The organism is Acinetobacter sp. LMB-5 (assembly GCF_001541635.1).
GTDB lineage: Bacteria > Pseudomonadota > Gammaproteobacteria > Pseudomonadales > Moraxellaceae > Acinetobacter > Acinetobacter pittii.
Genome location: NZ_LRDR01000005.1, coordinates 173,796 through 195,924, shown reverse-complemented (window position 1 = coordinate 195,924; position 22,129 = coordinate 173,796). Strand labels below are relative to the sequence as shown.

21 protein-coding genes are annotated in these 22,129 nt (G+C 39.4%); 7 read left to right on the top strand and 14 right to left on the bottom strand.

The genetic code is table 11. From position 1 onward, the window contains the following. The first annotated feature begins 272 nt into the window (after nt 1–272). The 3 genes from rlmH to AW165_RS07965 all read left to right on the top strand — a co-directional run bounded on the left by rlmH (nt 273) and on the right by AW165_RS07965 (nt 2,926). Nucleotides 273–752 carry a 23S rRNA (pseudouridine(1915)-N(3))-methyltransferase RlmH gene (gene rlmH / locus AW165_RS07975; RefSeq protein ID WP_003652981.1) on the top strand — a complete coding sequence of 160 codons (480 nt, stop codon included), beginning with the start codon at nt 273–275 and terminating at the stop codon, nt 750–752. Nucleotides 753–868: 116 nt separating this feature from the next. Then, nucleotides 869–1,645 (top strand): DODA-type extradiol aromatic ring-opening family dioxygenase, encoded by a 777-nt coding sequence (locus tag AW165_RS07970; RefSeq protein WP_056478551.1) that lies wholly within the window; start codon nt 869–871, stop codon nt 1,643–1,645. A 171-nt stretch (nt 1,646–1,816) separates the two neighbouring features. Next, the gene (locus AW165_RS07965) at nt 1,817–2,926 is read left to right on the top strand and encodes an META and DUF4377 domain-containing protein (protein WP_004793936.1); all 1,110 of its coding nucleotides are present in this window, start codon (nt 1,817–1,819) and stop codon (nt 2,924–2,926) included. Nucleotides 2,927–2,980: 54 nt separating this feature from the next. Here the strand turns inward: AW165_RS07965 and gdhA are convergent, their stop codons facing one another. Continuing rightward, nucleotides 2,981–4,384 carry an NADP-specific glutamate dehydrogenase gene (gene gdhA / locus AW165_RS07960; protein WP_081410574.1) on the bottom strand — a complete coding sequence of 468 codons (1,404 nt, stop codon included), beginning with the start codon at nt 4,382–4,384 and terminating at the stop codon, nt 2,981–2,983. 272 nt (nt 4,385–4,656) lie between these two features. Here gdhA and AW165_RS07955 point away from each other — a divergent pair, with 272 nt between their 5' ends. Next, nucleotides 4,657–5,448, top strand: coding sequence for an RnfABCDGE type electron transport complex subunit B (locus AW165_RS07955; protein ID WP_060465438.1), 792 nt, complete (start codon nt 4,657–4,659; stop codon nt 5,446–5,448). Next, the gene (gene nth / locus AW165_RS07950; protein WP_060465437.1) at nt 5,449–6,135 is read left to right on the top strand and encodes an endonuclease III; all 687 of its coding nucleotides are present in this window, start codon (nt 5,449–5,451) and stop codon (nt 6,133–6,135) included. Here the strand turns inward: nth and AW165_RS07945 are convergent. The 9 genes from AW165_RS07945 to AW165_RS07905 form a co-directional block, all read right to left on the bottom strand. Next, on the bottom strand, nt 6,132–6,314 hold the full coding sequence (locus tag AW165_RS07945; RefSeq protein ID WP_019456871.1) for a hypothetical protein: 183 nt from the start codon (nt 6,312–6,314) through the stop codon (nt 6,132–6,134). The two genes, nth and AW165_RS07945, sit on opposite strands and share 4 nt — an antisense overlap. Before the next feature lie 64 nt (nt 6,315–6,378). Continuing rightward, nucleotides 6,379–7,563, bottom strand: a complete 1,185-nt coding sequence (locus tag AW165_RS07940; protein ID WP_060465436.1) for a VWA domain-containing protein — start codon at nt 7,561–7,563, stop codon at nt 6,379–6,381. A 3-nt stretch (nt 7,564–7,566) separates the two neighbouring features. Then, complete coding sequence (locus tag AW165_RS07935; protein ID WP_060465435.1) at nt 7,567–9,924, bottom strand: DUF5682 family protein; 2,358 nt, start codon at nt 9,922–9,924, stop codon at nt 7,567–7,569. A gap of 76 nt (nt 9,925–10,000) precedes the next feature. Beyond that, nucleotides 10,001–11,083 carry an ATP-binding protein gene (locus AW165_RS07930; protein WP_060465434.1) on the bottom strand — a complete coding sequence of 361 codons (1,083 nt, stop codon included), beginning with the start codon at nt 11,081–11,083 and terminating at the stop codon, nt 10,001–10,003. Nucleotides 11,084–11,115: 32 nt separating this feature from the next. Further along, nucleotides 11,116–12,753, bottom strand: a complete 1,638-nt coding sequence (locus AW165_RS07925; protein ID WP_060465433.1) for a hypothetical protein — start codon at nt 12,751–12,753, stop codon at nt 11,116–11,118. Next, nucleotides 12,744–14,075, bottom strand: coding sequence for an SWIM zinc finger family protein (locus AW165_RS07920; protein ID WP_060465432.1), 1,332 nt, complete (start codon nt 14,073–14,075; stop codon nt 12,744–12,746). Before AW165_RS07920 ends, AW165_RS07925 begins: the two co-directional genes overlap by 10 nt. Nucleotides 14,076–14,263: 188 nt before the next feature. Beyond that, nucleotides 14,264–14,917, bottom strand: a complete 654-nt coding sequence (gene adk / locus AW165_RS07915) for an adenylate kinase (RefSeq protein WP_002117671.1) — start codon at nt 14,915–14,917, stop codon at nt 14,264–14,266. Nucleotides 14,918–15,003: 86 nt separating this feature from the next. Beyond that, nucleotides 15,004–16,317, bottom strand: coding sequence for a membrane protein (locus tag AW165_RS07910; protein ID WP_005070566.1), 1,314 nt, complete (start codon nt 16,315–16,317; stop codon nt 15,004–15,006). A 61-nt stretch (nt 16,318–16,378) separates the two neighbouring features. Further along, entirely contained in the window at nt 16,379–16,897 is a 519-nt protein-coding gene (locus tag AW165_RS07905) for a hypothetical protein (RefSeq protein WP_032054884.1), read from the bottom strand. 235 nt (nt 16,898–17,132) lie between these two features. Here AW165_RS07905 and mrdA point away from each other — a divergent pair, with 235 nt between their 5' ends. Continuing rightward, entirely contained in the window at nt 17,133–19,151 is a 2,019-nt protein-coding gene (gene mrdA / locus AW165_RS07900; RefSeq protein WP_002117576.1) for a penicillin-binding protein 2, read from the top strand. Continuing rightward, a complete protein-coding gene (gene rsmD, locus AW165_RS07895; protein ID WP_060465431.1) occupies nt 19,151–19,702 on the top strand; it encodes a 16S rRNA (guanine(966)-N(2))-methyltransferase RsmD in 552 nt (183 codons plus the stop codon). The genes mrdA and rsmD overlap by 1 nt, the downstream gene beginning before the upstream one ends. Nucleotides 19,703–19,744: 42 nt before the next feature. Here rsmD and AW165_RS07890 read toward each other — a convergent pair whose 3' ends face one another. The 4 genes from AW165_RS07890 to ureE are packed head-to-tail and all read right to left on the bottom strand — an operon-like array spanning nt 19,745 to nt 22,106. After that, nucleotides 19,745–20,314, bottom strand: coding sequence for a HupE/UreJ family protein (locus AW165_RS07890; protein ID WP_060465430.1), 570 nt, complete (start codon nt 20,312–20,314; stop codon nt 19,745–19,747). Nucleotides 20,315–20,323: 9 nt separating this feature from the next. After that, nucleotides 20,324–20,938: an urease accessory protein UreG gene (ureG, locus tag AW165_RS07885; RefSeq protein WP_032037243.1), complete on the bottom strand. Its 615-nt coding sequence runs from the start codon at nt 20,936–20,938 to the stop codon at nt 20,324–20,326. 24 nt (nt 20,939–20,962) lie between these two features. Next, complete coding sequence (locus AW165_RS07880; protein WP_060465429.1) at nt 20,963–21,637, bottom strand: urease accessory protein UreF; 675 nt, start codon at nt 21,635–21,637, stop codon at nt 20,963–20,965. After that, nucleotides 21,624–22,106, bottom strand: coding sequence for an urease accessory protein UreE (gene ureE / locus AW165_RS07875; RefSeq protein WP_060465428.1), 483 nt, complete (start codon nt 22,104–22,106; stop codon nt 21,624–21,626). Before ureE ends, AW165_RS07880 begins: the two co-directional genes overlap by 14 nt. Between the last annotated feature and the right edge of the window lie 23 nt (nt 22,107–22,129).

The window sequence follows — 22,129 nt, the reverse complement described above, 5'->3', positions numbered from 1 at the left end:
CTTTTTTTTGTTACATAATTTGATTGAAAAATATCCAACCATCCTCATAATAGGTAATAAGAGTATTTAAATAAATGAGTACTCTTAACTGTCTAATTCTTAGATAGCCTTGTTTATATTCTCTATGATCATCTGAACTCCAGACAGATGATCATTTGATCGCAGTCCAACACCGTTTTTTGGACTGCGTTTTTTATGCCTGTCTTTTAGATCGTCAGATGCTTTCATTCCTCAGGTATAATGCGCCAGCTGTTTTTGAATGAATAGATAACATGAAAATTCGTATTCTGACGATTGGTCAAAAAATGCCTGCTTGGGTTCTTACTGGTTTTGAAGATTATTTCAAACGCATCCAACCTTTTGTTCAAACCCAAGTTATTGAACTACCTATGGCCAAACGTGGTAAGAATGATTCAGAAGCAGATATTTTAAAATATTGCCAAATTGAAGGCGAAAGCATTTTAAATGCTTTAAAACCGAATGAAACCTTAATTGCTCTAGAAGTTGGTGGCCGGGAACTGAGTACAGAGAAATTAGCTGACACAATGAAACAATGGATGCTTGAGGGTAATGATGTAGTACTCGCGATTGGTGGCCCAGATGGTTTATCGGATCAGGTACGTAAAGCTGCTGCATGGCATTGGTCACTTTCAAAACTAACAATGCCACATCCTTTGGTACGGGTTTTATTAATTGAGCAACTATATCGAGCGATGACTATTAATCATAATCATCCCTATCACCGTGCATAAAAACAACAACCGTTTCATTTTAGGAACAATCCGTTGAAATCAGGATACTTTTAACATGTCCTGATTTTGGCATAATGACTATCTATTATTCTGTTTTTCAACTCAGGTGTAATGCAATGGAACTACAAACCCTTCCTGGACTGTTTATTTCACATGGTTCACCCATGCTTGCACTTGACCCGGAACAAGTAGGACCTGCTTTACATCGTTTAGGTGCAAATCTTCCTACACCAAAGGCAATCATTGTGATGTCTGCGCATTGGGAGAGTAAAGCACTTGAAGTGTGTATTTCGACTCGTCCCGAAACATGGCATGACTTCCGCGGCTTTCCTAAAGAGCTATATGAAATTCGCTACAGCGCACCTGGGCAGCCAGAGCTCGCCGAAGAAATTTTAAAACTACTGGCAGATGCTCATTTTGTTGCGCATGCCAATAGCACCCGTCCTCGTGACCATGGTGTATGGATGCCTCTATTGCATATGTACCCTGACGCTGATATTCCTGTAGTCGAAATTTCGTTGCCAACCAATTTAAGCGCACAAGAAATTTATCGTATAGGGCAAACTCTCGCACCTTTACGTGACAAACAAGTTCTACTCATTGGTTCAGGTAGCATTACCCATAATCTTGCAGAGTTATCTTGGCAAGGAGACAACTCTAAAGTTCCTGAATGGGCTTCAACTTTTAGAAATGCTGTTGTTAATAAACTTACCCATCAAGATTATGATGGTGTACTGGAATGGCAGTCATTGCCTTATGTAAAACGTAATCATCCTACCCTTGAACATTTTGCGCCTTTGTTTTTTGCTATGGGTTCAGGCAATCGCTTTACGATTGTTCACAGCAGCTTCACAATGGGCTCACTAGGCATGGATATCTATCGTTTTGATTAATTATTAGCAAATACCCCGTTTTTTCGGGGTATACCATTATTTTTGTTGAAAATTAGAATAACTTACAAACTTATACATTTTAAAAACCGAAACAATCAAATGTTTACATTTTCTTTTTTTAAGAATGTTTTAAGCTTATTGCTGTTGTTTTTTTACTTGAAGTTTTTTTAAATGAAAATTAAATATTTAATTCTTGCGTTATTACCTTTTTCTTTGATGGCGTGTCAAACAGTTACCAACACTCCTGCTCCAATTGTATCTGAGCAACAACAAAACCTTGCAGCCACTTTAGGTGAATATGCTTGGACTTATCAAAATGTAAAAGCTTCTAAACCACTTATCCTTAACTTTAATGCAGATGGCAAATTAGCAATCAATACAGGTTGTAATGGCCAAGGCGGTACTTGGAAAGTTGAAGGTAACCAACTTGTTACATCTAACCTTGTTTCAACAATGATGGCTTGCCAAGATGATTTAATGAAACAAGAACAACTTTCTAATAGCATCTTTAGTGACGCAAAATTACCAATCGAAATTAGCAACAATAATGGTCAGGTGATTTTAAGCGTGACAGACAAAACTGGTCAAAAGCATATTTTCCAAGGTCAAAAAGCAGTGAATACTCAAGCTTTAACAGACTACTCTTGGTCTTATCAGCCTGAAAATACAAAAAAACCTATCGTTCTTAACTTTACTAACGACCGTTTATCAATCGCAACGGGCTGTAACCGCCAAGGAACAACTTGGAAAGTTGAAAACAATACCATCGTCACTGCTGATGTAATGTCAACAATGATGGCGTGTGAACCTGCTTTAATGAAACAGGAACAATTTTCTAGCAGCCTTTTCCAAAAACGTGCGATTCCATTTGAACTCAACACCACAAACGTTGACCAACCAACACTAACGGTATCTGATGCTCAAGGTCAAAAATATACCTTTACTGGTAAAATGACACCTGAAGCAAAATATCAATCTGAAGGAAAAACTGTTTTCCTAGAAGTTGCTCCACAAACTAAATCATGTACTGGTGTTGCACCACAAACTTGTATGCAAGTTCGTGAAATTAAATATGATGACAAAGGCGTTAAAACTTACGCTGACAAAAACTGGTCATTATATTATGGCCAAATTGAAGGTTTTGAACACAATCCAGATCAACGCGTAATTTTACGTGTAAAACGTTTTGAAGTGAAAAACCCAGCAGCAGACCAATCTAGTCAAGCTGATGTATTAGATATGGTTGTTGAGCAAGAATTAGTTAAAAAACCTAAAAAATAAGTTTTTAGACTAAAAAAATCCGATGCTTTTGCATCGGATTTTTTATTTCTATTTTTAGAAAATACCTTGAGCAAGCATTGCATCAGCTACTTTTACAAAACCTGCAATATTGGCACCATCAACATAGTTAACAGTACCATCTTCTTTAGTACCATATCTTACACAATTGGCATGAATGTCTTTCATAATTGCATGTAAACGTTCATCGACCTCAGCATGTGTCCAGCTTAAACGAATTGCATTTTGAGACATTTCTAAACCAGATGTTGCTACCCCACCCGCATTAGATGCTTTTCCTGGCGCATACAAAATTTTAGCTTCGATGAAGTGTTCAACTGCTTCAAGTGTAGATGGCATATTAGCGCCTTCAGCCACACAAATTACGCCATTTGCAATAAGCTTTTTAGCATCTTCACCTGTTAATTCATTTTGCGTAGCACATGGTAAAGCAATATCGACAGGAATATGCCAAGGTGTTTTTCCTTCAAAATATTCAAAACCATGTTTAGAAGCAAACTCGGAAATACGACCACGTTTAACGTTTTTCAGCTCCATGACTTCAACAAGCAACTCATCTGTAAAACCGTTTTTTACATAAACTGTGCCGTTAGAGTCAGATAAAGTAACAACTTTTGCCCCTAAGAACATGGCCTTCTCTGCTGCATATTGTGCAACGTTACCAGAGCCAGATACTGAAACAATTTTACCAGCAAAAGATTGTCCACGTGCTTTGAGCATTTCCTCTGCAAAATAAACCGTACCATAGCCAGTTGCTTCAGGGCGCATTAAGCTACCACCAAATGAAATTCCCTTACCGGTAAAGACACAAGCGGTGTCATTACTCAGCTTTTTCATCATGCCTGCCATATAACCGACTTCACGTGCACCCACACCAATATCTCCCGCAGGAATATCAGTATTTGGTCCTAAATGGCGATAAAGCTCAATGATTAATGCCTGACAGAATCGCATAATTTCAGCATCAGATTTACCTTTAGGATCGAAATCTGAACCACCTTTTCCCCCACCCATTGGTAAGGTTGTAAGGGAGTTTTTAAAAGTCTGCTCAAAACCTAAAAATTTTAAAATTGATAGATTGACCGATGGGTGGAAACGCATTCCCCCTTTGAATGGACCAATTGCTGAATTGTATTGAACACGGAAAGCTCGGTTAACTTGAGTCTGACCTTGATCATCCATCCATGAAACACGAAATTGAATCACACGCTCAGGTTCAACTAAGCGTTCTAACAAACCCTGCTCTGCATATTCCGGATTTTTTTCAATAAATGGCCACAAACTCGTCATTACTTCTTCGACAGCTTGTAAGAACTCAGGTTGATGCGGATCACGCGCTTGCACGTAATTCAGGAATTCATTCAGGTTGTTATATTTCAATGCACGGTCCTCAGCATAGTAATGAATTAAATTGGTGCAATACATTATTAAATGCATCATTTAGCAGCAAAATATTAAATCCCTTTCCATCAATTTTAACAATAGTTATTTTAAATTATTTTATTACCCTTAATTATCAAAAACTTATTTTTAGAAAAACTACTTAAAGATAAGAAATAGTCATTTAACTTTTCACTTTTATTGATCTATTATTGTGCAGAATTAGCGACATTTTAGGTCAATTAAAAACCCGATAAATTCGTTAAAATCCATTGACCTTACTTAGGTTTTTCTTCATTATCGCATCGTTTTAACCAAGCTATTTGCCCACTATGAATTCATCTATTTCTCTCATACGCGAGATTGATGCGTTATTACCACAAACACAATGTGGTCTATGTGGACATCGTGATGGATGTCTACCCTACGCAAAGTCGATTGCTGAAGGTGAAGAAGCAAATAAATGTGTTCCAGGTGGACAACCTGTTGCTGATGCACTCGCAAACCTATTAAATCGCTCTCCATTAACTGCAGAAAGTAGCGTATGGCCTATACAAACAGATGGCCGACCGCAGCGCATGAAAGCAATTATTCGTGAAGATGAATGCATTGGCTGCACCAAATGTATTAGTGCTTGTCCTGTAGATGCTATTATTGGCAGTGGTAAGCTCATGCACACTATCTTGACGGACTTATGTACAGGTTGTGAGTTATGTATTCCACCATGTCCCGTAGATTGCATTGATTTGGTCGAAGACACTCAAGCCTTACCAAATGAACAACAGCGTACCGCAGAACAAAATGATTTAAGACAACGCTATTACGCTCATATTCAGCGTGAAGAAAAGCGTCGTAGTCACCGTAAAGGGCCTGTGGTACGTGCTGAAATAGATACTCAACTGTTTGCGCAGTTTTCTCAGGCACTTGATGAATTACCTTCAATTGAAATCATTGAGAAACCTAAAGAGACTGTGCCAACTGATGCAAAAACTACAATTGAGTTAGCGAAAATTCGTACGCAAATTAAGAAACTGGAAAAACAACTCAGTGTACGTGAAGATGCTAAAAAACGTCTTCAACTTGAAGAACTTCAACAGCAACTCATGCAATTACAGGAGGTCTGAATGGCCGTCAAGAATATGACGAAAAAGCAGATTCAAATTTTCTTTGAACGCCTTCGCGAACAACGACCTTCACCTCAAACCGAGTTAAAATATTCCTCTCCATTTGAGCTACTTATTGCAGTTATGTTGTCAGCTCAAGCGACCGACGTAAGTGTTAATAAAGCAACGGATAAACTCTACCCTGTGGCGAATACAGCCGAGAAAATCTATAACTTGGGCGTAGATGGGTTAAAGGAATATATCAAGACAATTGGTCTCTATAACGCAAAAGCCGAAAATGTCATCAAAACCTGTAAGATTTTAATGGAACAATTTAACGGCGAAGTTCCAAGCAACAGAAAAGATTTAGAAGCTTTACCGGGTGTCGGGCGTAAAACAGCTAACGTAGTTTTAAATACGGCTTTCGGACAACCCACCATGGCTGTCGATACTCATATTTTCCGTGTAGGAAATCGAACTGGTTTAGCAGTAGGTAAAAATGTTCTTGAGGTTGAGCACCGCTTAATTAAGGTCATTCCTAAAGAATTTATTTTAGATTCACATCACTGGCTCATATTACACGGTCGTTATTGTTGTATCGCCCGTAAACCTAAATGTGCAGAATGTGTTGTTGCAGATGTCTGTAACTGGCCTGATCGCTTTGAATTTGGCGCAATAAAAACGATTCCAACAAAAAACCTCAGTTAATCCTGAGGTTTCTTAATCTGCTGTAATTTCGGATGTAGTTGACGTTCTCGTCCATTCTTTTTATTTTCCAAAGCCTGTTGTTTCTGCACATGACGCAGCATTTTTTGACTTTGATACAATAAAAATAACAGTAGAGCTAAACTTAAAATTACCACTACAATCAAAATAATTTTCAGCAAAGAAGTATCCTCAATCCACTCAAACTTTGATTGTTATATGCCATAACATAATCTTTAACTACTATTATGTCAGATTTTGTTGGCTTGCATACCATGCATGAATATCCTGTTTTTCAATTGCAGTTGCCATTAGTTCGGGAAATTGATCAGGTGTACAAGCAAACGTTGGAATCCCCATATCAGCAAAGATCTGTGCATGTTGAGTGTCGTACCAAGGTGCACCATCATCAGACAATGCCAGTAGCGTAATGACTTGCACCCCACTATCTAGCATTTCAGCCACCTGCTTGAGCATTTGCTTAGCATCACCACCTTCACACAAATCGCTAATCAGGATAAAAATAGTATCTTCTGGTCGAGTGATTTTACTACGGCAGTATTTTATCGCTTTAGCAATATCGGTTCCCCCACCCAACTGTGTACCAAATAACACATCCACTGGGTCTTCTAGTAAAGGTGTTAAATCAGCTAACTCGGTATCAAACACAATCATTTGCGTACTGACTGCACGAATACTTGCCATCACCGCCGCAAAAACACTGGAATAAATCACTGAGGGAGCCATAGAGCCACTTTGATCGACACAGAGTACAATATCTTTTAAGGCCGTTTGTTGGCGTGGATGCCCATGTAATTCATGCGGAATAATCGTTTTAAAGTCTTCTTGCCAATGCTTTAAATTAGCTTGGATGGTGCGTTTCCAATTAATATCTTGCATGCGTTTAGGACGTCGTGTATGAGCTGAACGGTTCATACTCCCTCTAATCGCTTGCTGCAAGGGCTGCTTTAGACGGTTTTCAAGCTGCTCTACTAACTGACGTACCACGATACGCGCAGTTTCTTTGGTTTTTTCAGGCATTAAATGATTGAGTGAAATCAAAGTTGAAACCAAATGAATATCAACCTCAACACTCGCCAACAATTCAGGCTCTAACAACATTTGCTGTAAATTCAAACGCTCTAAAGCATCTTTTTGGATGACTTTCACTACCGAGGATGGAAAATACTGACGAATATCACCTAACCATTGCGCAACTCGAGGACTCGAATGCCCAAGACCACCTCGACGATTAGGCTGCTGCGTCTGATAAAGTTCATTCAAACACTCTTGCATCTTACTATCTTGCATCGACCAATTCGGTAAATGCGAAGTCGAATTTGGGACTTGTCCTAAAATCAAACGCCAACGTCGTTCTTGTTCCGCAAGATCTGATTGTTCTAAAGTGATCAGTTCTTCATTCATGTTCATCACTTAAACCTCGACAGAAACAGGCTGTAAATATGTGTATATTTCATCTAATACCGTTTGAGCACGTTCGATGTCTAAAACACCAACCTCTTGTTTGATTTTGGTCGTTTTTTGTGTCACTTTCTGAATTAATTGCTGTGCTTCAGCAGGACTAAAACTGGAGGCTGTTCTCGCCAGAATTGGCAATAACTCAATAAATTGCTGCTCTTGTAATTGATTGACCCATTGGCTCACGGTTTCCCAAAGGCTTTGCTCATGAATCAATAACAAAGCTTGATGAGTGAGAAAACCTTCAAACCAAGCGGCACTGTAGTCTGCCGTCTGCCCAATCGATAAAGCTCGTGAGAGAAATCCCTGTGTCTGTTTCACATCAATCAACTGCTGTTCTCGTGCTAAACGTACACAACAGCCATGCAAATAACCTTGCATATGTTCCAACTGCAATAACTGTTGCAAGGTCTCCTGCCAAAGCTGTAATAATTCATCTTGTTGTAATTGTTCTAAAAGTTCATATAAGGCTTGTAGTTGTTGAGCAAACTGCTGGGCCATTTCAGCATTTAGTTGTACGCAATAATTTGGCAAACTCAACATCAAACGAATCGCTAAATGTTCTACCAGTTGATGCAAATGTTGCATCGAAAACTGACGTACGCTGCCATAACGAATTGCGGTAATTAATGGCTTTAAAGTTGCCAAAATAATACTTGGGTCTTGATGCTTGGTGGTAAGTTCATTCAGTTTATCCAACGCAAAATTTAAGCTTTGGTCCAAACCAGACAATAAAATGCTTTCAATCAGTTGAGCAATTTGTCCCACATCTTCACATTGTTTGATCTGATGTTCTACATAACTTTGCGTAGCAAGTTGCACGCTATTGCCCCACAATGACATTTCATTCAGATATAAACTACTTTCAGGCTGCCAAGACAACTGCCAAATTTCTTTAAAATTCCCTTGCTTCGCACCTGTACCTGCTAACTCTGCCCAAGCAAGGCCAAGTAATTTAATACAATGTAGAAATTGACTTTTTGCCAAGTCGAATGCTTCACGTAAATCTAGCGTAATATCACGATGTGGTGCTTCGAGTTTTAAGCGAAAATGCTTCACTTGCTGTAAAAAGTCTTTTTGAATTGGCAACTCAATCAATTCAGCAGGTACTTGTCCCAATTGCTCATCTTCAAGCAATTTAGCTAAAATCGGTTGTGGAATATCCAAACCATGATTCAAGACCGAGCGAATTACCTCAAACAAATCTTCCAAATCAGGGATACGGCGTCCACGTAATTGCAATAAAGATTGGATCAGGTGTACCGCATCAATAATTTGGGCACTAGAGGCGTCATGACCTGCTTGGCGTAAGGCTTGGGCAAATTGACTTAACCAATCAATGGTAATTTTTTCGCCATCAACATTTCCGTCTAAAGCTTGTTGGTAATGCTTCCAAAGATGGGTATACCACCCAACCGCTTGTACACCTGCGCCATAACCATTATCTCGACTCAATCGTCCATGTGTCCATGCAATCCATGCAGCATCAACTTTGATTTTAGGCAAACCTTTCAGTAAAGCAGTATCCGCTTTAATTTGAGCGTTTAAATCTGCCAACACAGGTGCATGCCATGCACCACAAATCACCACAATATTTTGATAGCCTTGCTTTTCTGCCTGCTTAATCACTTTGCGCATATAGGCTTCACGATACTGCTCCAGCAATTGATCTTCGCTACTGTAATTTTCAGGTTGCTGGCTTAGCAAATGATCACGTAAAGCTGCCATCGCATCGCTAATAGCAGTAAACATTTGTCCAGCATGTGGTTGCTGTTCGACTAGATGTTCCCAAAACCGTTCACTATCTTGATAGCCAGACTGTTCAGCCAATAATTGAATTGGATCTCGACGAATCGAAAGATAATGTTGTTCCAGATTGTATTCTGACTCAATATCATCTTGCTGATTTAGCTCAACCTCTTGCTCATCTGTTAATACCTGTTCATCCACCGAAGCTTTCTGTAGACGTTGTTCTGCCCATTGTTTTTCTAATGCAAAACGATGTTGCAAAGGTAGATCCATAAACTCTACTGCAACTTGCTGACGCAACGCATATTGTAAAGCTTGCCACTCAGGTGAAAACTCAGCAAAAGGATAGAAGACCGCCTGGGATCGTACTTCTTTTTGTACAGGAGTATTCAACAACAATGCTACAGGCGGCTTAAAATCGGCATGTTGTAATTGGGCAATAATTGGATTGGCATCCGGTGGCCCTTCAATCAAAATACAATCGGGTTGAATCGAAGCCAAAGCATTACATACACTACGTGCCGAACCAGGCCCATGATGACGAATACCGAGAATATGCAGCATTTTTCTATCCTTTATTCCGATCACATCTTCTCCTTTGCAAGGAGAAGATTGGGATGAGGTCATTTATTATTGAGTTTTATTCTAAGTCACGACAAGCACGATACAGGTCTTGCCAACCCTCGCGTTGTTTAATCACAGTTTCAACATATTCTTTCCAAGGCACAAGATCTTGAACAGGATCTTTTAATACAGCACCCTGTAAACCTGCTGCTAATTCATGGTCAGTTAAATTACCTGAACCAAAATGCCCAGCCATTACCCAACCATGACTCATCACAGAAATAGCTTCAGCTGTTGATAAGGTACCCGTAGTGGTTTTTAGCTTTTGCTTACCATCTAAAGTTTGTCCATGACGCAACTCTCTAAAAATCGTCACCAGTTTTTGAATTTGAGCATCCAAAGGCTGAATCTCAGGAAGTTGCAAGCTTTTACCTAATGACTGAACACGCTTTTGTACGATCTCGACTTCTTCTGAGATTGTGGCAGGCGGCGGTAAAATTACCGTATTAAAACGACGCTTTAATGCAGAGGAGAGTTCATTCACCCCTTTATCACGGTTATTGGCTGTTGCAATCACACTAAAACCTTGTATCGCTTGATACTCAATACCGAGCTCAGGCACAGGCAGATTTTTTTCAGAAAGCAACGTGATTAAAGTATCTTGAACATCTGCAGGAATACGGGTTAATTCTTCTACACGAGCGATCTTACCTTCTTGCATCGCGCGCAACATCGGGCTTTTGACTAATGCATCTTCACTAGGACCTTTAGATAAAAGTTGTGCATAGTTCCAGCTATAACGTAAAGTATCTTCACTAGTGCCAGCCGTACCTTGAATCAGTAATGCACTATTTCCAGAAATAGCAGCTGCTAAATGCTCAGATACCCATGATTTTGCCGTACCCGGCACCCCTAATAATAACAATGCTCGGTCAGTTGCCAAAGTTGCCACTGCAATTTCCATTAAACGGCGATTACCAATATATTTAGGTGAAATCACAGTCCCATCAGCTAAAGTGGTCCCCAATAAATAATCTACAACAGCTTTCGGTGAAAGTTGCCATTGTGGTGGTTTTGCTAAATGGTCATGTGCCTTTAATGCATCTAATTCATGAGAAAACTGTTGTTCTGCACGTGCACGTAAAACTTGTTGAGACATGTTGATTATCCTAATTTATGATTCATTGATCATTAAGCAATAAGTTTTTGTTTATACTGAATAAACTGAATAAGTTGTTTCCATTCAGAAATAGGAAAAAGAGGTTGTAGACAACTGGAGTCTATTGGATAAGCTTCCAAAATCAGCCATTGTGCATGCTCTTTTAATAATGCAAATTTATTTTGATCCTGCTGCAAGTCCAAAGTCTCATATGCGTGTTGTATTAACACAGCTGCCATTTCTGAAATTTTCTGATCTTGATGTAAAACTTTTGCTCTTTGAAATACATACCAAAAATGTTCTAAATCTTGATTTCGATAATAGGACTCAAGTTGTTCTAATAATAATTTGCTTGCTGGCTCCTGATCTAGCAAACCAAAGATTGTCTCACGCTCGATCCTGCTTCCAGTTGATATTGTCACAGCTTCACACCATTTGGTCTGATGTTGATAAAACCATAAAGCTAGATCACGGCGCTGCTCTCGGTAACAGCACAAAATAAATGCGCTCCACAGTGAATCTTTTTGTCGCGAATGTAATGAAAATAAATGATCCAAAGTACCAAATAATTCTAACCAATAGGCAAATGGTAATTGGATTAAAATTCTTTTGAGATAAAGTACGCCCTTTGAACTTTCACAAAACTCCTGATAAGCCTGTTCGACTTGAGAACTTTGGTAAGCCGTTTTTAAACTTTTACGGCTTTCAACCAAATTTGCTTCTCGATCAAAGAAACCATAATCATTCAATGCATCATCTTGATCTAAGTTAATGTTGAATTTAACTTTTCTGGCTTGAACATCGTAGCTCAAACATGCACGCAGTAGCGCCATAACCTCGTTATAGAGGGTATTATCTTGATAATATAAATAAAAGCTTAATGCTGCATTATTGCGTACTGTCGCTGCATTCTGGGGTTCTAGTGTTTTCACATGCTGGTATAAAGCTTCAAATTGGGTTACTGGCATGTTATATGTCACTAGACTTTCAGCATGACTTTGCAAATGATTTTTCTGAATAGATTGTGACCAGAATTCCGCAATATGCTGGTTAATAAAGTCTGGTAATTGACTGCACAATTGGCTCATCAGTAAGGACCAATCACTATTTTTTGATTTCAACAATTGACGGATTAATGACGATGAATCTTGTTGTTTCAAATATTTCCATACCCTTTTCGCATCATCCACACGTGTTGTAACATCACCTTGAAATGCGAACTCAGGTAGAATAGTGGCCAATAACACTGGGTTCCGACACAGTGGTAAAACTTTCAACACCAAATAACGTGGAATCACTTGCTGCTGTTGTTGAGCAAGTTTTAAAATTTGATTAACCCAATCCTGATATAAAAATGGCGACTCTTGTGCAACAACCCATTTCAAAATTTGAACAAGCTCATAATCCAATGGCTTTTCATGTTCTATCCGATCAATCTCAGTAATATTTTTTTGTAATGTTTCAGGTACACCTTGCGCTTGATAACCGGCTTGTTGCATGAGCACCCAATATTGATTCAAAACTAATAAGTCTTGGACTGAATCAATTTGCTGAGACACATAAGCTTGCAATTCATTAGGAACTTTTACAGTCTGTTTAAATTGCTGTCCTAGCGTCAATTTGAGCAGTAATTGCTGGTTAAACTCACTGTATGATGGAGTTAAAGACATTCAAATTGCCCTCCTTGCCAAATACTAACGAGTTTTAGTTGTAATCCATCCCACTCTACACCAGCGCTGAATGGCTCTGCCCCCACTAAAAACCACAACTCAACAAATTGTTTAATCTCAATTTCACACATCTTTTGATCCTGATCGACCAAATAAATTACTTTGTCATGTTTGACTAAGTGCAATTGCTCTAGCCAAAAAAAGCGTACTAACTGCAAAGGATATTGTTTTAAGCCATTCGCATATTGAGTAAATGCTTGATCAAAATTTTTAAAGCCTTTTGGCGCAACCAGCGTTAGGCTCAAATTATTGAACGACATTAAATTATCTTCTAAACGAAGACGTTGTTGGCTTATCACTGGATAAAGCTTGGCATTTAAAGCCAATTGTTTTTGATAAGGTAAGGTCACTCCAAAACTTGAATGAGGAGGTATTTCAAAATCCAGTATCAAATAATCACGTAGGTTCTGACTATCCCATAACCATTGACGACGATAACGTCCACGAGTATTCACCAACTCCTGTGTTACTTGTCCTAAAGCGTACAGATCAAATTTATGAACTGGTATGTTATCCCATATATCAGCTGGCAAATTAATACCAAATAACTGTTTTACCTCTTCATAAAGCTCAGGTTTAAGGCAATGACGATTCTGCCATAAATGAACAGCTGTTTGTAATTTAGCCAACCAGAATGAACTTTCTATTTGCCAGTTGGCTTGATACAAAGCACTAGAAAATTCATCTAAATAACTCACCAAACCTGCAACTTGAGCATCTACTAAACGGCTTTGAATATCCCTGAATTTATCGTGTTGTTGTTGGCGTAATCGTCCTAGTCCTAGATTTACAACATCATTTAGCCATGTTTGCAATGCATCAATCCCGGCATCCATTTTTTTCTCACGCGCTAATTGGCGTTTGAGTCGAGCTTCTTCATCAATAGGCTTATTGACTTTATTTTCTTTCTTTTCAAGTGATTTGTTTTTTTTATCACGCCATTTCTGTACTCGCTCAGGTATATTTTGTTCATCCGTTTGCACAATAAATTTATCTTTATACTCGGTATAGACAAATAATAATGCCAAAGCATGTTTACAAGGCCGCTTAAAACTCGGGCAACTACATTCACACTTTAGTTCGGGTAAAAAAATTGCACTTTGATAAATTGAGCTACCTTGAATTTCCCCCCAAATCCATTGATCAACTGAACCTGAGATATTATTCCACGCTTCAAATTTCGCTAGTTTTTTAGCTGATTTCGCTGAACTTGCATCTGGAATAATCTGTTCCACCTGATCAGATTGAATCATCAGCAACATAATTAACCCTTTAAAATAATTTTTTAATTTCAATGTCTTGGTTTATACAATCAAACACACTATAAATGTTTTAAATTTAATTTAACATACTATTATTACATAGTGCGACACATTATGTCGTCAATTATTATTAATATAAAAAAAACTGCCCAGTGGAACCACTGGGCAGTTTTTTTTATAGAAAAAAATTATTTGTCTAAGATGTTGAACAAATCTTTTTGTACATCTTCAATTGTACGCAAGCCATCAAGCTTGTCATAAGTTGGAGCATTTTCACCAGAAGCAGCACGGCCTTGGTAGAAACCAACCAATTGCTCTGTTTCAGTGTGATAAGACGCTAAACGCTTACGGATTGTTTCTTCTTGGTCATCTGGACGTTGAACAAGATCTTCACCAGTTTCATCATCTTTACCTTCCACTTTAGGTGGATTGTATACAGTATGATAAACACGGCCAGAAGCTGGATGCTGACGACGACCAGAAAGACGTTTTACGATTTCTTCATCAGGAACATCAATTTCAATCACGTGATCGATGCTAATCCCTTCTTTTTCCAAAGCTTCAGCTTGTGGAATAGTACGTGGGAAACCATCGAAAATGCAGCCATTTGCACAGTCAGGTTGAGCAATACGTTCTTTTACTAAACCGATAATAAGTTCATCTGAAACCAAACCACCAGATTCCATTACACTTTTAGCTTTTAGACCTAATTCAGTACCTTCACGAATCGCAGCACGGAGCATATCACCGGTTGAAATTTGTGGGACATTGTAGCGCTTACAGATCAACTGAGCCTGAGTCCCTTTGCCTGCTCCAGGTGGTCCGAGTAAAATAATGCGCATAAAAAACATCCTCATTTAAAACAATGAATATGAAGTCCGGCAGAAAAAGTCTCGTTAATCTTCAATAGATCCTGCCTGACATCGAATTATAAGAAAGCCACAAACAAATGTATTGTACCAGCAATAAATCCGGTTACCCCACCTAGTACAATAAGAATCCACTCATCCTCCTGAAATGCAGGACGTAATAAATTCTGAAATTCTTTTGGTGTTAGTTCACGAATACGCTCTTTAAACATTTGAAAAATCTTCTGTGCCCGGCTTGCGTTCAGTGCTGGGTCACATACGGGTCCCATCGTAATTTCAATTGAACGATCAATCAAGTCCGTCTTTAATCTTGCGTACTCTCTTGGCCCTAAAGAAAGCTGTAAAGAAGTGCGAACTAACGGGGTTTCCATGATTTCGTTAATATGACGCTTAACAATGCGGCGCGTTTTATCTTTACGCGGTCCGTACATCATTTCGGTCATAATCGATTTTAACGTAATTAAATCTTCTGTGACTACGCTCGAAAACACATCAGAGACTTCCTCTTGACGCTTCATAAAAGCGCCTTGGACATTATAAGTCCCAATTCGAAGAACTGGTACAATCCATGGGAACTTACGATCTTTTGTTAATCTAAAAATCTGTGGATAACGAATATAATGTGGCTCAATTGGGTTAAACACCATCCAGATTGCGATCCAGTTAGTTAAAAAGCCCCAAATTGCAGCCCAAAATGGTACTGTCCAGTGCCATGGTACTACAAACCAAACCACCATTTGGAAAATACCAAAGAACATGCCAATCAGTGCACTAATATGCCAAATAAAGTTAATTTCTTTTTGACCAACCTTTAAGAACATACGTACCATTAAACGGCGATCACCTTCCATCTGGCTCACGACCATTTCACGCATGTTAACCAGTGACTCTACATTCATGGTCAGCTCAGTCACTAATTCTTTTAACACACCCGGCAATTGCTTATGTGCTTGAGCATAAATACGGCGTTTAATTGAATAAGGTAGATTTTCCCAAAGCACAGCATTACGATCGATCATGACTTCATCAATAAGATGTTCAAGTTCAAAACCGACTTGTTCACCAATAATACGCGCCATATCTTCAGGATCCATTGCTTCTAAAAATTCACGCAATGAACCCAATTTAGATAAAGTGTTATCGGTAATAATCCCAGAGATACGTCCTGCTTTACGTGGCACAATACCTTGCCAACCTACTGGCAAGGGTCCTAAATGGAATCCCCAAAATTTAATTGGGTAAAATACCATTTTTAAAGCCATCCACACATGTGCCCATGTGACAAAAGCCGTTACGGGAATAATACTCAAAACGGCCCAAAAATCAGGTCTGTGTAAAAAGGTCTGCCACAATCCACTGACGTACTCTAACATGTAAGACTCTCGTATTTATTTGTGCTCTGCTTATGGCGAGTTAACGATAAACTGCTTTGTTTTATAAACCAAAACTTAGAGAATAAGAAAATTGAATTTGTGGTTTCGTATCTGCAGCAACATTTCCGTTCTGGTCGGTTAATTTTTCAGCCGCACCGATACCCACACTAAAAGTGCTAATTCTTTCTGAATTTAACCACACATAGGCCAAATCAACACCCGCACCTAAACGGGATTTAAAATCACCATCAACCTCTTTACTATCAAGATGACCAGCATAGAAACCGATATAGTAACCATTTTTGTCTGTGCCAGTAAGATAATAAGGATATCTAAAACCAACTTGACCACCAGCGGTTTTGTCACCATTCAAAAATGCGCCGGCTTTCGCATAAGCAATCCCATACGGGTTTACCCATTCACCGTTAAGATGTAATAATTTTTGAGTAACTCCGGCGCCCACATTCCAAGTAGATGCTTTATGATCTGCTAATTTTGCTTCTGGAAGAAACGAGTAGTCTTGAGCATGGGCCCAATTACTTACCGTCAAAACTGCAAGTAAGGGATAAATTTTTCTCATTATTTTCTCCATTTTCCCTAATCGTATGGTGAGAACAACCCTATTCTATTGAATGAGAGACTTTAACAGAATTATTTTGCTTCTTATATACAAGTATCTACAATTTTGTTGTCTGCAAAGTCAAAAAGTATCTTATTAAAATGCAATGAAACTTTGAAAATTATGCAATATTTTAAGTGCTCTTGCGTTAGAATAAGCAGCTATTTTTCTACCCTATGTCATTAAGTCGATCCTTATGAAACAGCACTTTCCTTTAAAAGATATCCAGCAAGAAAAGCGCATTTATCGAGGTCGTATCTTTTTTGCCGTAGGGATCGTGACCATCTGTTTATTAGTTTTAATTAGCCGATACGCTTATCTACAAATTTTTCACTACGACGAATTCTCGACTGCATCTGACAAAAACCGAATTCGCTTGCAACCACTTCCACCTGCTCGTGGTTATATCTATGACAGAAACGGTGTATTACTAGCAGATAACTATCCTGTTTTTACAGCAACTTTAAGTAAAACAGATGTAGAAGATGTTGATAGTGTCATCGAGCAATTACAGCCTATTTTAGATTTAACGCAAGAAGATATTGACCGTTTTAAAAGCCGTATAAAAACTGCCCGTAAAACTGAACGCGTCGCGATTAAACTTAATCTAACTGAAGCCAATATTGCTAAATTTAGTGAAGCCAAATATAAGTTTCCGGGTGTTAGAATCGAGACACAAATGACTCGCTATTATCCACACGGTGAGTTATTTGCTCATGTAATTGGCTATGTCGGGCGTATCAACGATAAAGAATTAAAAAGTATTGATAAAGACTTATATGCTGGGACCAACCTAATTGGAAAAATTGGTGTTGAGAAAAGCTATGAAGACCTACTGCATGGAACACCGGGTTATGAATCTGTTGAAGCAGATGCACATAGCAATGTATTACGTCATTTAGGTCGTAAAGACCCTACTCGCGGTAACGACCTCTATTTATCTTTAGATTACGGTTTACAAGTTGTCGCTTCTCAGCAGCTCGCAGGTCGTCGTGGAGCTATTGTCGCTATTGATCCTCGTACAGGTGAAATTCTAGCTTTAGTGTCTAGTCCAAGTTTTAACCCTAATTTGTTTGTAACCGGAATTAGTCATACTGACTACAGTTCACTACGCGATAATTTAGACCAACCTCTTTATAACCGTGCTGTGCAGGGTGTATATCCCCCTGGTTCTACCATTAAACCAATGGAAGCAATGGGTGGCCTACACTACAGTATTGTAGACTGGTCAACAGCAATTTCTGATCCTGGTTATTTCCATCTACCTGGTGATTCACATAAGTTCCGTGACTGGAAGAAATCTGGTCATGGCATCGTGAATATGCATAAAGCGATTGTGCAATCCTGTGATACCTATTTTTATATTCTTGCCCATCAAATGGGTATTGATCAAATGAACCAATGGATGCGCCAATTTGGATTTGGTCAAAAAACAGGTGTCGATTTACCAAGTGAAAGTGAAGGCCTTTATCCAAGTCCTGAATGGAAAATGCGTACGCGTAAAGCGAAATGGATGAAGGGCGAAACTATTTCTGTCAGTATTGGTCAAGGCGCGTTTACAGCCACTCCATTACAGCTTGCGATGGCAACAGCAATTACGGCAAATCATGGTTCTCATGTAACGCCTCATGTTTTACGCGCAACGCATGGTGCAAAACCATTTACAGTACGTAATGCGCCTGATGGCAAAATCAAATTCAACGGCACGGATGAAGACTGGATTCAAATGCGTGATGCCATGATTGATGTAATTCAGTCAGGTACTGGCCGCGGTATTCGTACTCCCCTCTACCAAATTGCAGGGAAAACAGGTACAGCACAGGTTAAGAGTATTGCACAGGGTAAACGCTATAACGAAGCAGCTTTGAGTGAACGTCAACTTGACCATGGTTTATTCGTTGGATTTGCCCCTGCCGAAAAACCTGAAATTGCGATTGCAGTCATTTGGGAAAATGGTCGTCATGGTGGTTCAGCTGCTCAACTTGCAAGACCTGTCTTTGATTACTGGCTATTAACTCGTAAGAAAAACCCGATTCGTCCAGCAAATCACCAAGTCAATGGCGGGCTAATGACAGCAGGAATTAAACCAGGTGAACTTCCAAGCGGCGGTGAAAGTTCTGGTCCAGCATCGGCTACAGCTACCACTAACAAACCAGCAGCATCAACACCGCAAGCTGCTCCTGCTCGTCCTGCTACCAATGAGGCCGATGAATAATGAAAAATCAATTACGTATAATTGGCGGCGAATGGAAAAGACGAGTACTTCCTTTCGCTAGCATTGATGGCTTACGTCCAACCCCAGATAGAGTACGCGAAACTCTATTTAACTGGCTCATGTGGGATATTCAAAACGCTCAAGTTCTCGACATCTGTACAGGCTCTGGTGCATTAGGTTTTGAAGCTCTGTCACGTGGTGCTGCATCAGTTTATATGATTGAACCCGACAAAACTCAGGCACGATTTTTAAAAGATAATATTGAACTATTAAAAGCCCAAAACTGTCATCTAATTAATGCAACGGCTCAACAAGCTCTACCCCGCTTAAAAGAACAGTTCGATGTGGTTTTTTTAGATCCACCTTATAGTCTTGATTTATGGCAAGAACTCTCGAACTTGGCCGAGCCTCATATTAAAAAAAATGGATATATTTATGTTGAAGCTGACCGAGATTTATCTCAGCTTCATCTTCAAGCAACATGGCAACAAATTAAAACCACTAAAGCGGGTACAGTTCACGCGGGGCTTTACCAGAAAGTAAACGAATAAAAAAGGTAGCTTAAAGCTACCTTTTTCTTTGCAAAACTTTAGTTAGCTTAAGCCAATCACTGCAACAACTGCTGCACAGGCGCCAACAATTTTTTTGCCATATGGCACATATCGGGTAAGCACAACACCCAACACCAATCCACCCGAATAGATGAGCGCCATACCAGCAACCATACCTGTTACTAATGCAACAATATGCCCCGCATGTGCTAACTCAACACCATGAGCCATGCCATGGAAGCTTGCAAGTAATGCCGCGGCAATTGGTAAAACTTTATTGGATTTTGTCCATAGGGCAATTGCTGTAATAACTAAAGAAGCAACAATGCCGTATTCAGCTATATTAACTGGTACCAAACCTTGAGCACCTACTAAGAACCCTACAATTAAGGTAATACTTAAGGCAATGACTCCAGCAATCTTCCACTGTTTAGCCGCTGACCACAACAAAACACCAAAACCTAAAGCCATGACTAAATGATCTAGACCGGTAAACGGATGAATAAAGCCTGCCATAAAACCAGAATGTGCATGGTCATGTCCCGGATGGGCCATTGCAAGAGCTGGCAAAAATGAAAGGAGTGCCACACTCCATTTTTTCATGAAGTCCATAATCTCTCCTTAAGCTTTAAATAGCCCTTGTTTCTCAATAAACTGAATAATTTCTTCAAGCCCATCTTGTGTTTTCATGTTTGAAAATAAGAAGGGTTTTTCTCCGCGCATGCGTTTCGCATCTTGGTCCATGACATCAAGGTTTGCACCTACCATTGGCGCAAGGTCAGTTTTATTAATAATGAGTAAATCTGACTTGGTAATACCCGGGCCACCTTTACGAGGAATTTTTTCACCACCAGCCACATCGATCACATATAAAGTTAGATCAGAAAGTTCAGGGCTAAATGTCGCTGCCAAATTATCACCACCACTTTCAATGATAATAAGTTCTAAGCCTTCGAATTTTTCACACAAATCATCAATTGCAGCCAAGTTAATTGAAGCATCTTCACGAATTGCCGTATGCGGACAACCACCTGTTTCAACACCCACAATACGATCTGGCGACATCGCTTCATTACGGGTTAAAAAGTTTGAATCTTCTTTGGTGTAAATATCATTTGTCACCACAGCCATATTGTATTTATTACGCAAGGCACGGCATAAGTTAAGCGTAAGTGCTGTTTTACCTGAACCCACTGGCCCGCCAATTCCGACTCGTAATGGACTACGTTCTGTCATGATTTTTATCCCTTTTTCCTAATTTTAAGATCTGAATAAACGTGAATATTGAGTTTCGTGTTTCATGCTCAGCATGGCATAGCGGGGTAAAGCACTACTCAATTGCTCATCTTTAAGTTTTAAAGCCTTCTCTACAGCATGTGGTACTAGCCCATGCAAATGCCACAAAATTCTTTGTCCTGCCATTTGGCCCAATGGAACGGTTTTTACGGCTGCTAAAACCTGATTTTCCAAAACGGTAAAGGTATATGCCGTAAGCACATCCTCTTCTTTAAGTTCTAAACGACCACAGAGCTGCGCATAGACAGGCACAAAACCAAACTGCTTTTTAACCTCAACCGTTTTTTTTAAAACATCTTTAATCCATGCATTTAAAGAAAATGCGAGTTGTTGAGATTCAGCAAGTAGCTCTTTACTTTCTCGGCTTGCCTTATACAAATTTGCCCATACCAGAAACTGTTCTGAGTCATCATGATATTGCATGAGACGCTTTAATACGGGTAACTCAAACCTCACCAACAACATCTCAAGCACTTCTTCAAAATAAGCAATTGCCGAGGTTTCGTCATGTATTAGGCCAATATCAATTGCCGTTTCCACACCTTGCGAATAACAATACGCCCCAACTGGCAATGCCGTAGAAGACAGTGTCAGTAATTGCAGTAATTGCAGTAATTGCGCGGCACTATGAATGGACATGATGTAAAGCTTTGATTGGGCTTAAACGATGGTCATGGCTATGCTGTGCATAGGCACCGCTTTCAGGTTCAAACGGATGATCGGTTTCAGTCACCGTAAGTCCTAAACCTTCTACCATTTCTGCAAGCACATGATCAGGCTCAAAATACAAAGCTGTAGAGGTCAACATTAATGGTACATGTCTATTACCTAAGTGATAGGCAGCTTTAAGCAAATCAAAATCGGTTTGAGCAGTGACTTGCATTAATCGCTCAGGCTTGGCATCGACACGTAATACATCACCCTCTTGCGTTGCAATATATGAGCCACTACGCAAAATGCCAGTACGCGGTAAATCCGCACCAATATCGATGCCACTAGCTAAAGCCGCTCGAAAGCGGGATTTTTGGCGGGTATCAAAAGTCAGTTCAACCGTTTCAAATGCCTGATCAGGAGAAATATCTTCAAGTCGTTGGGTATAGATTTTCATTTAGCTTTTCTCTCCTTATTTAT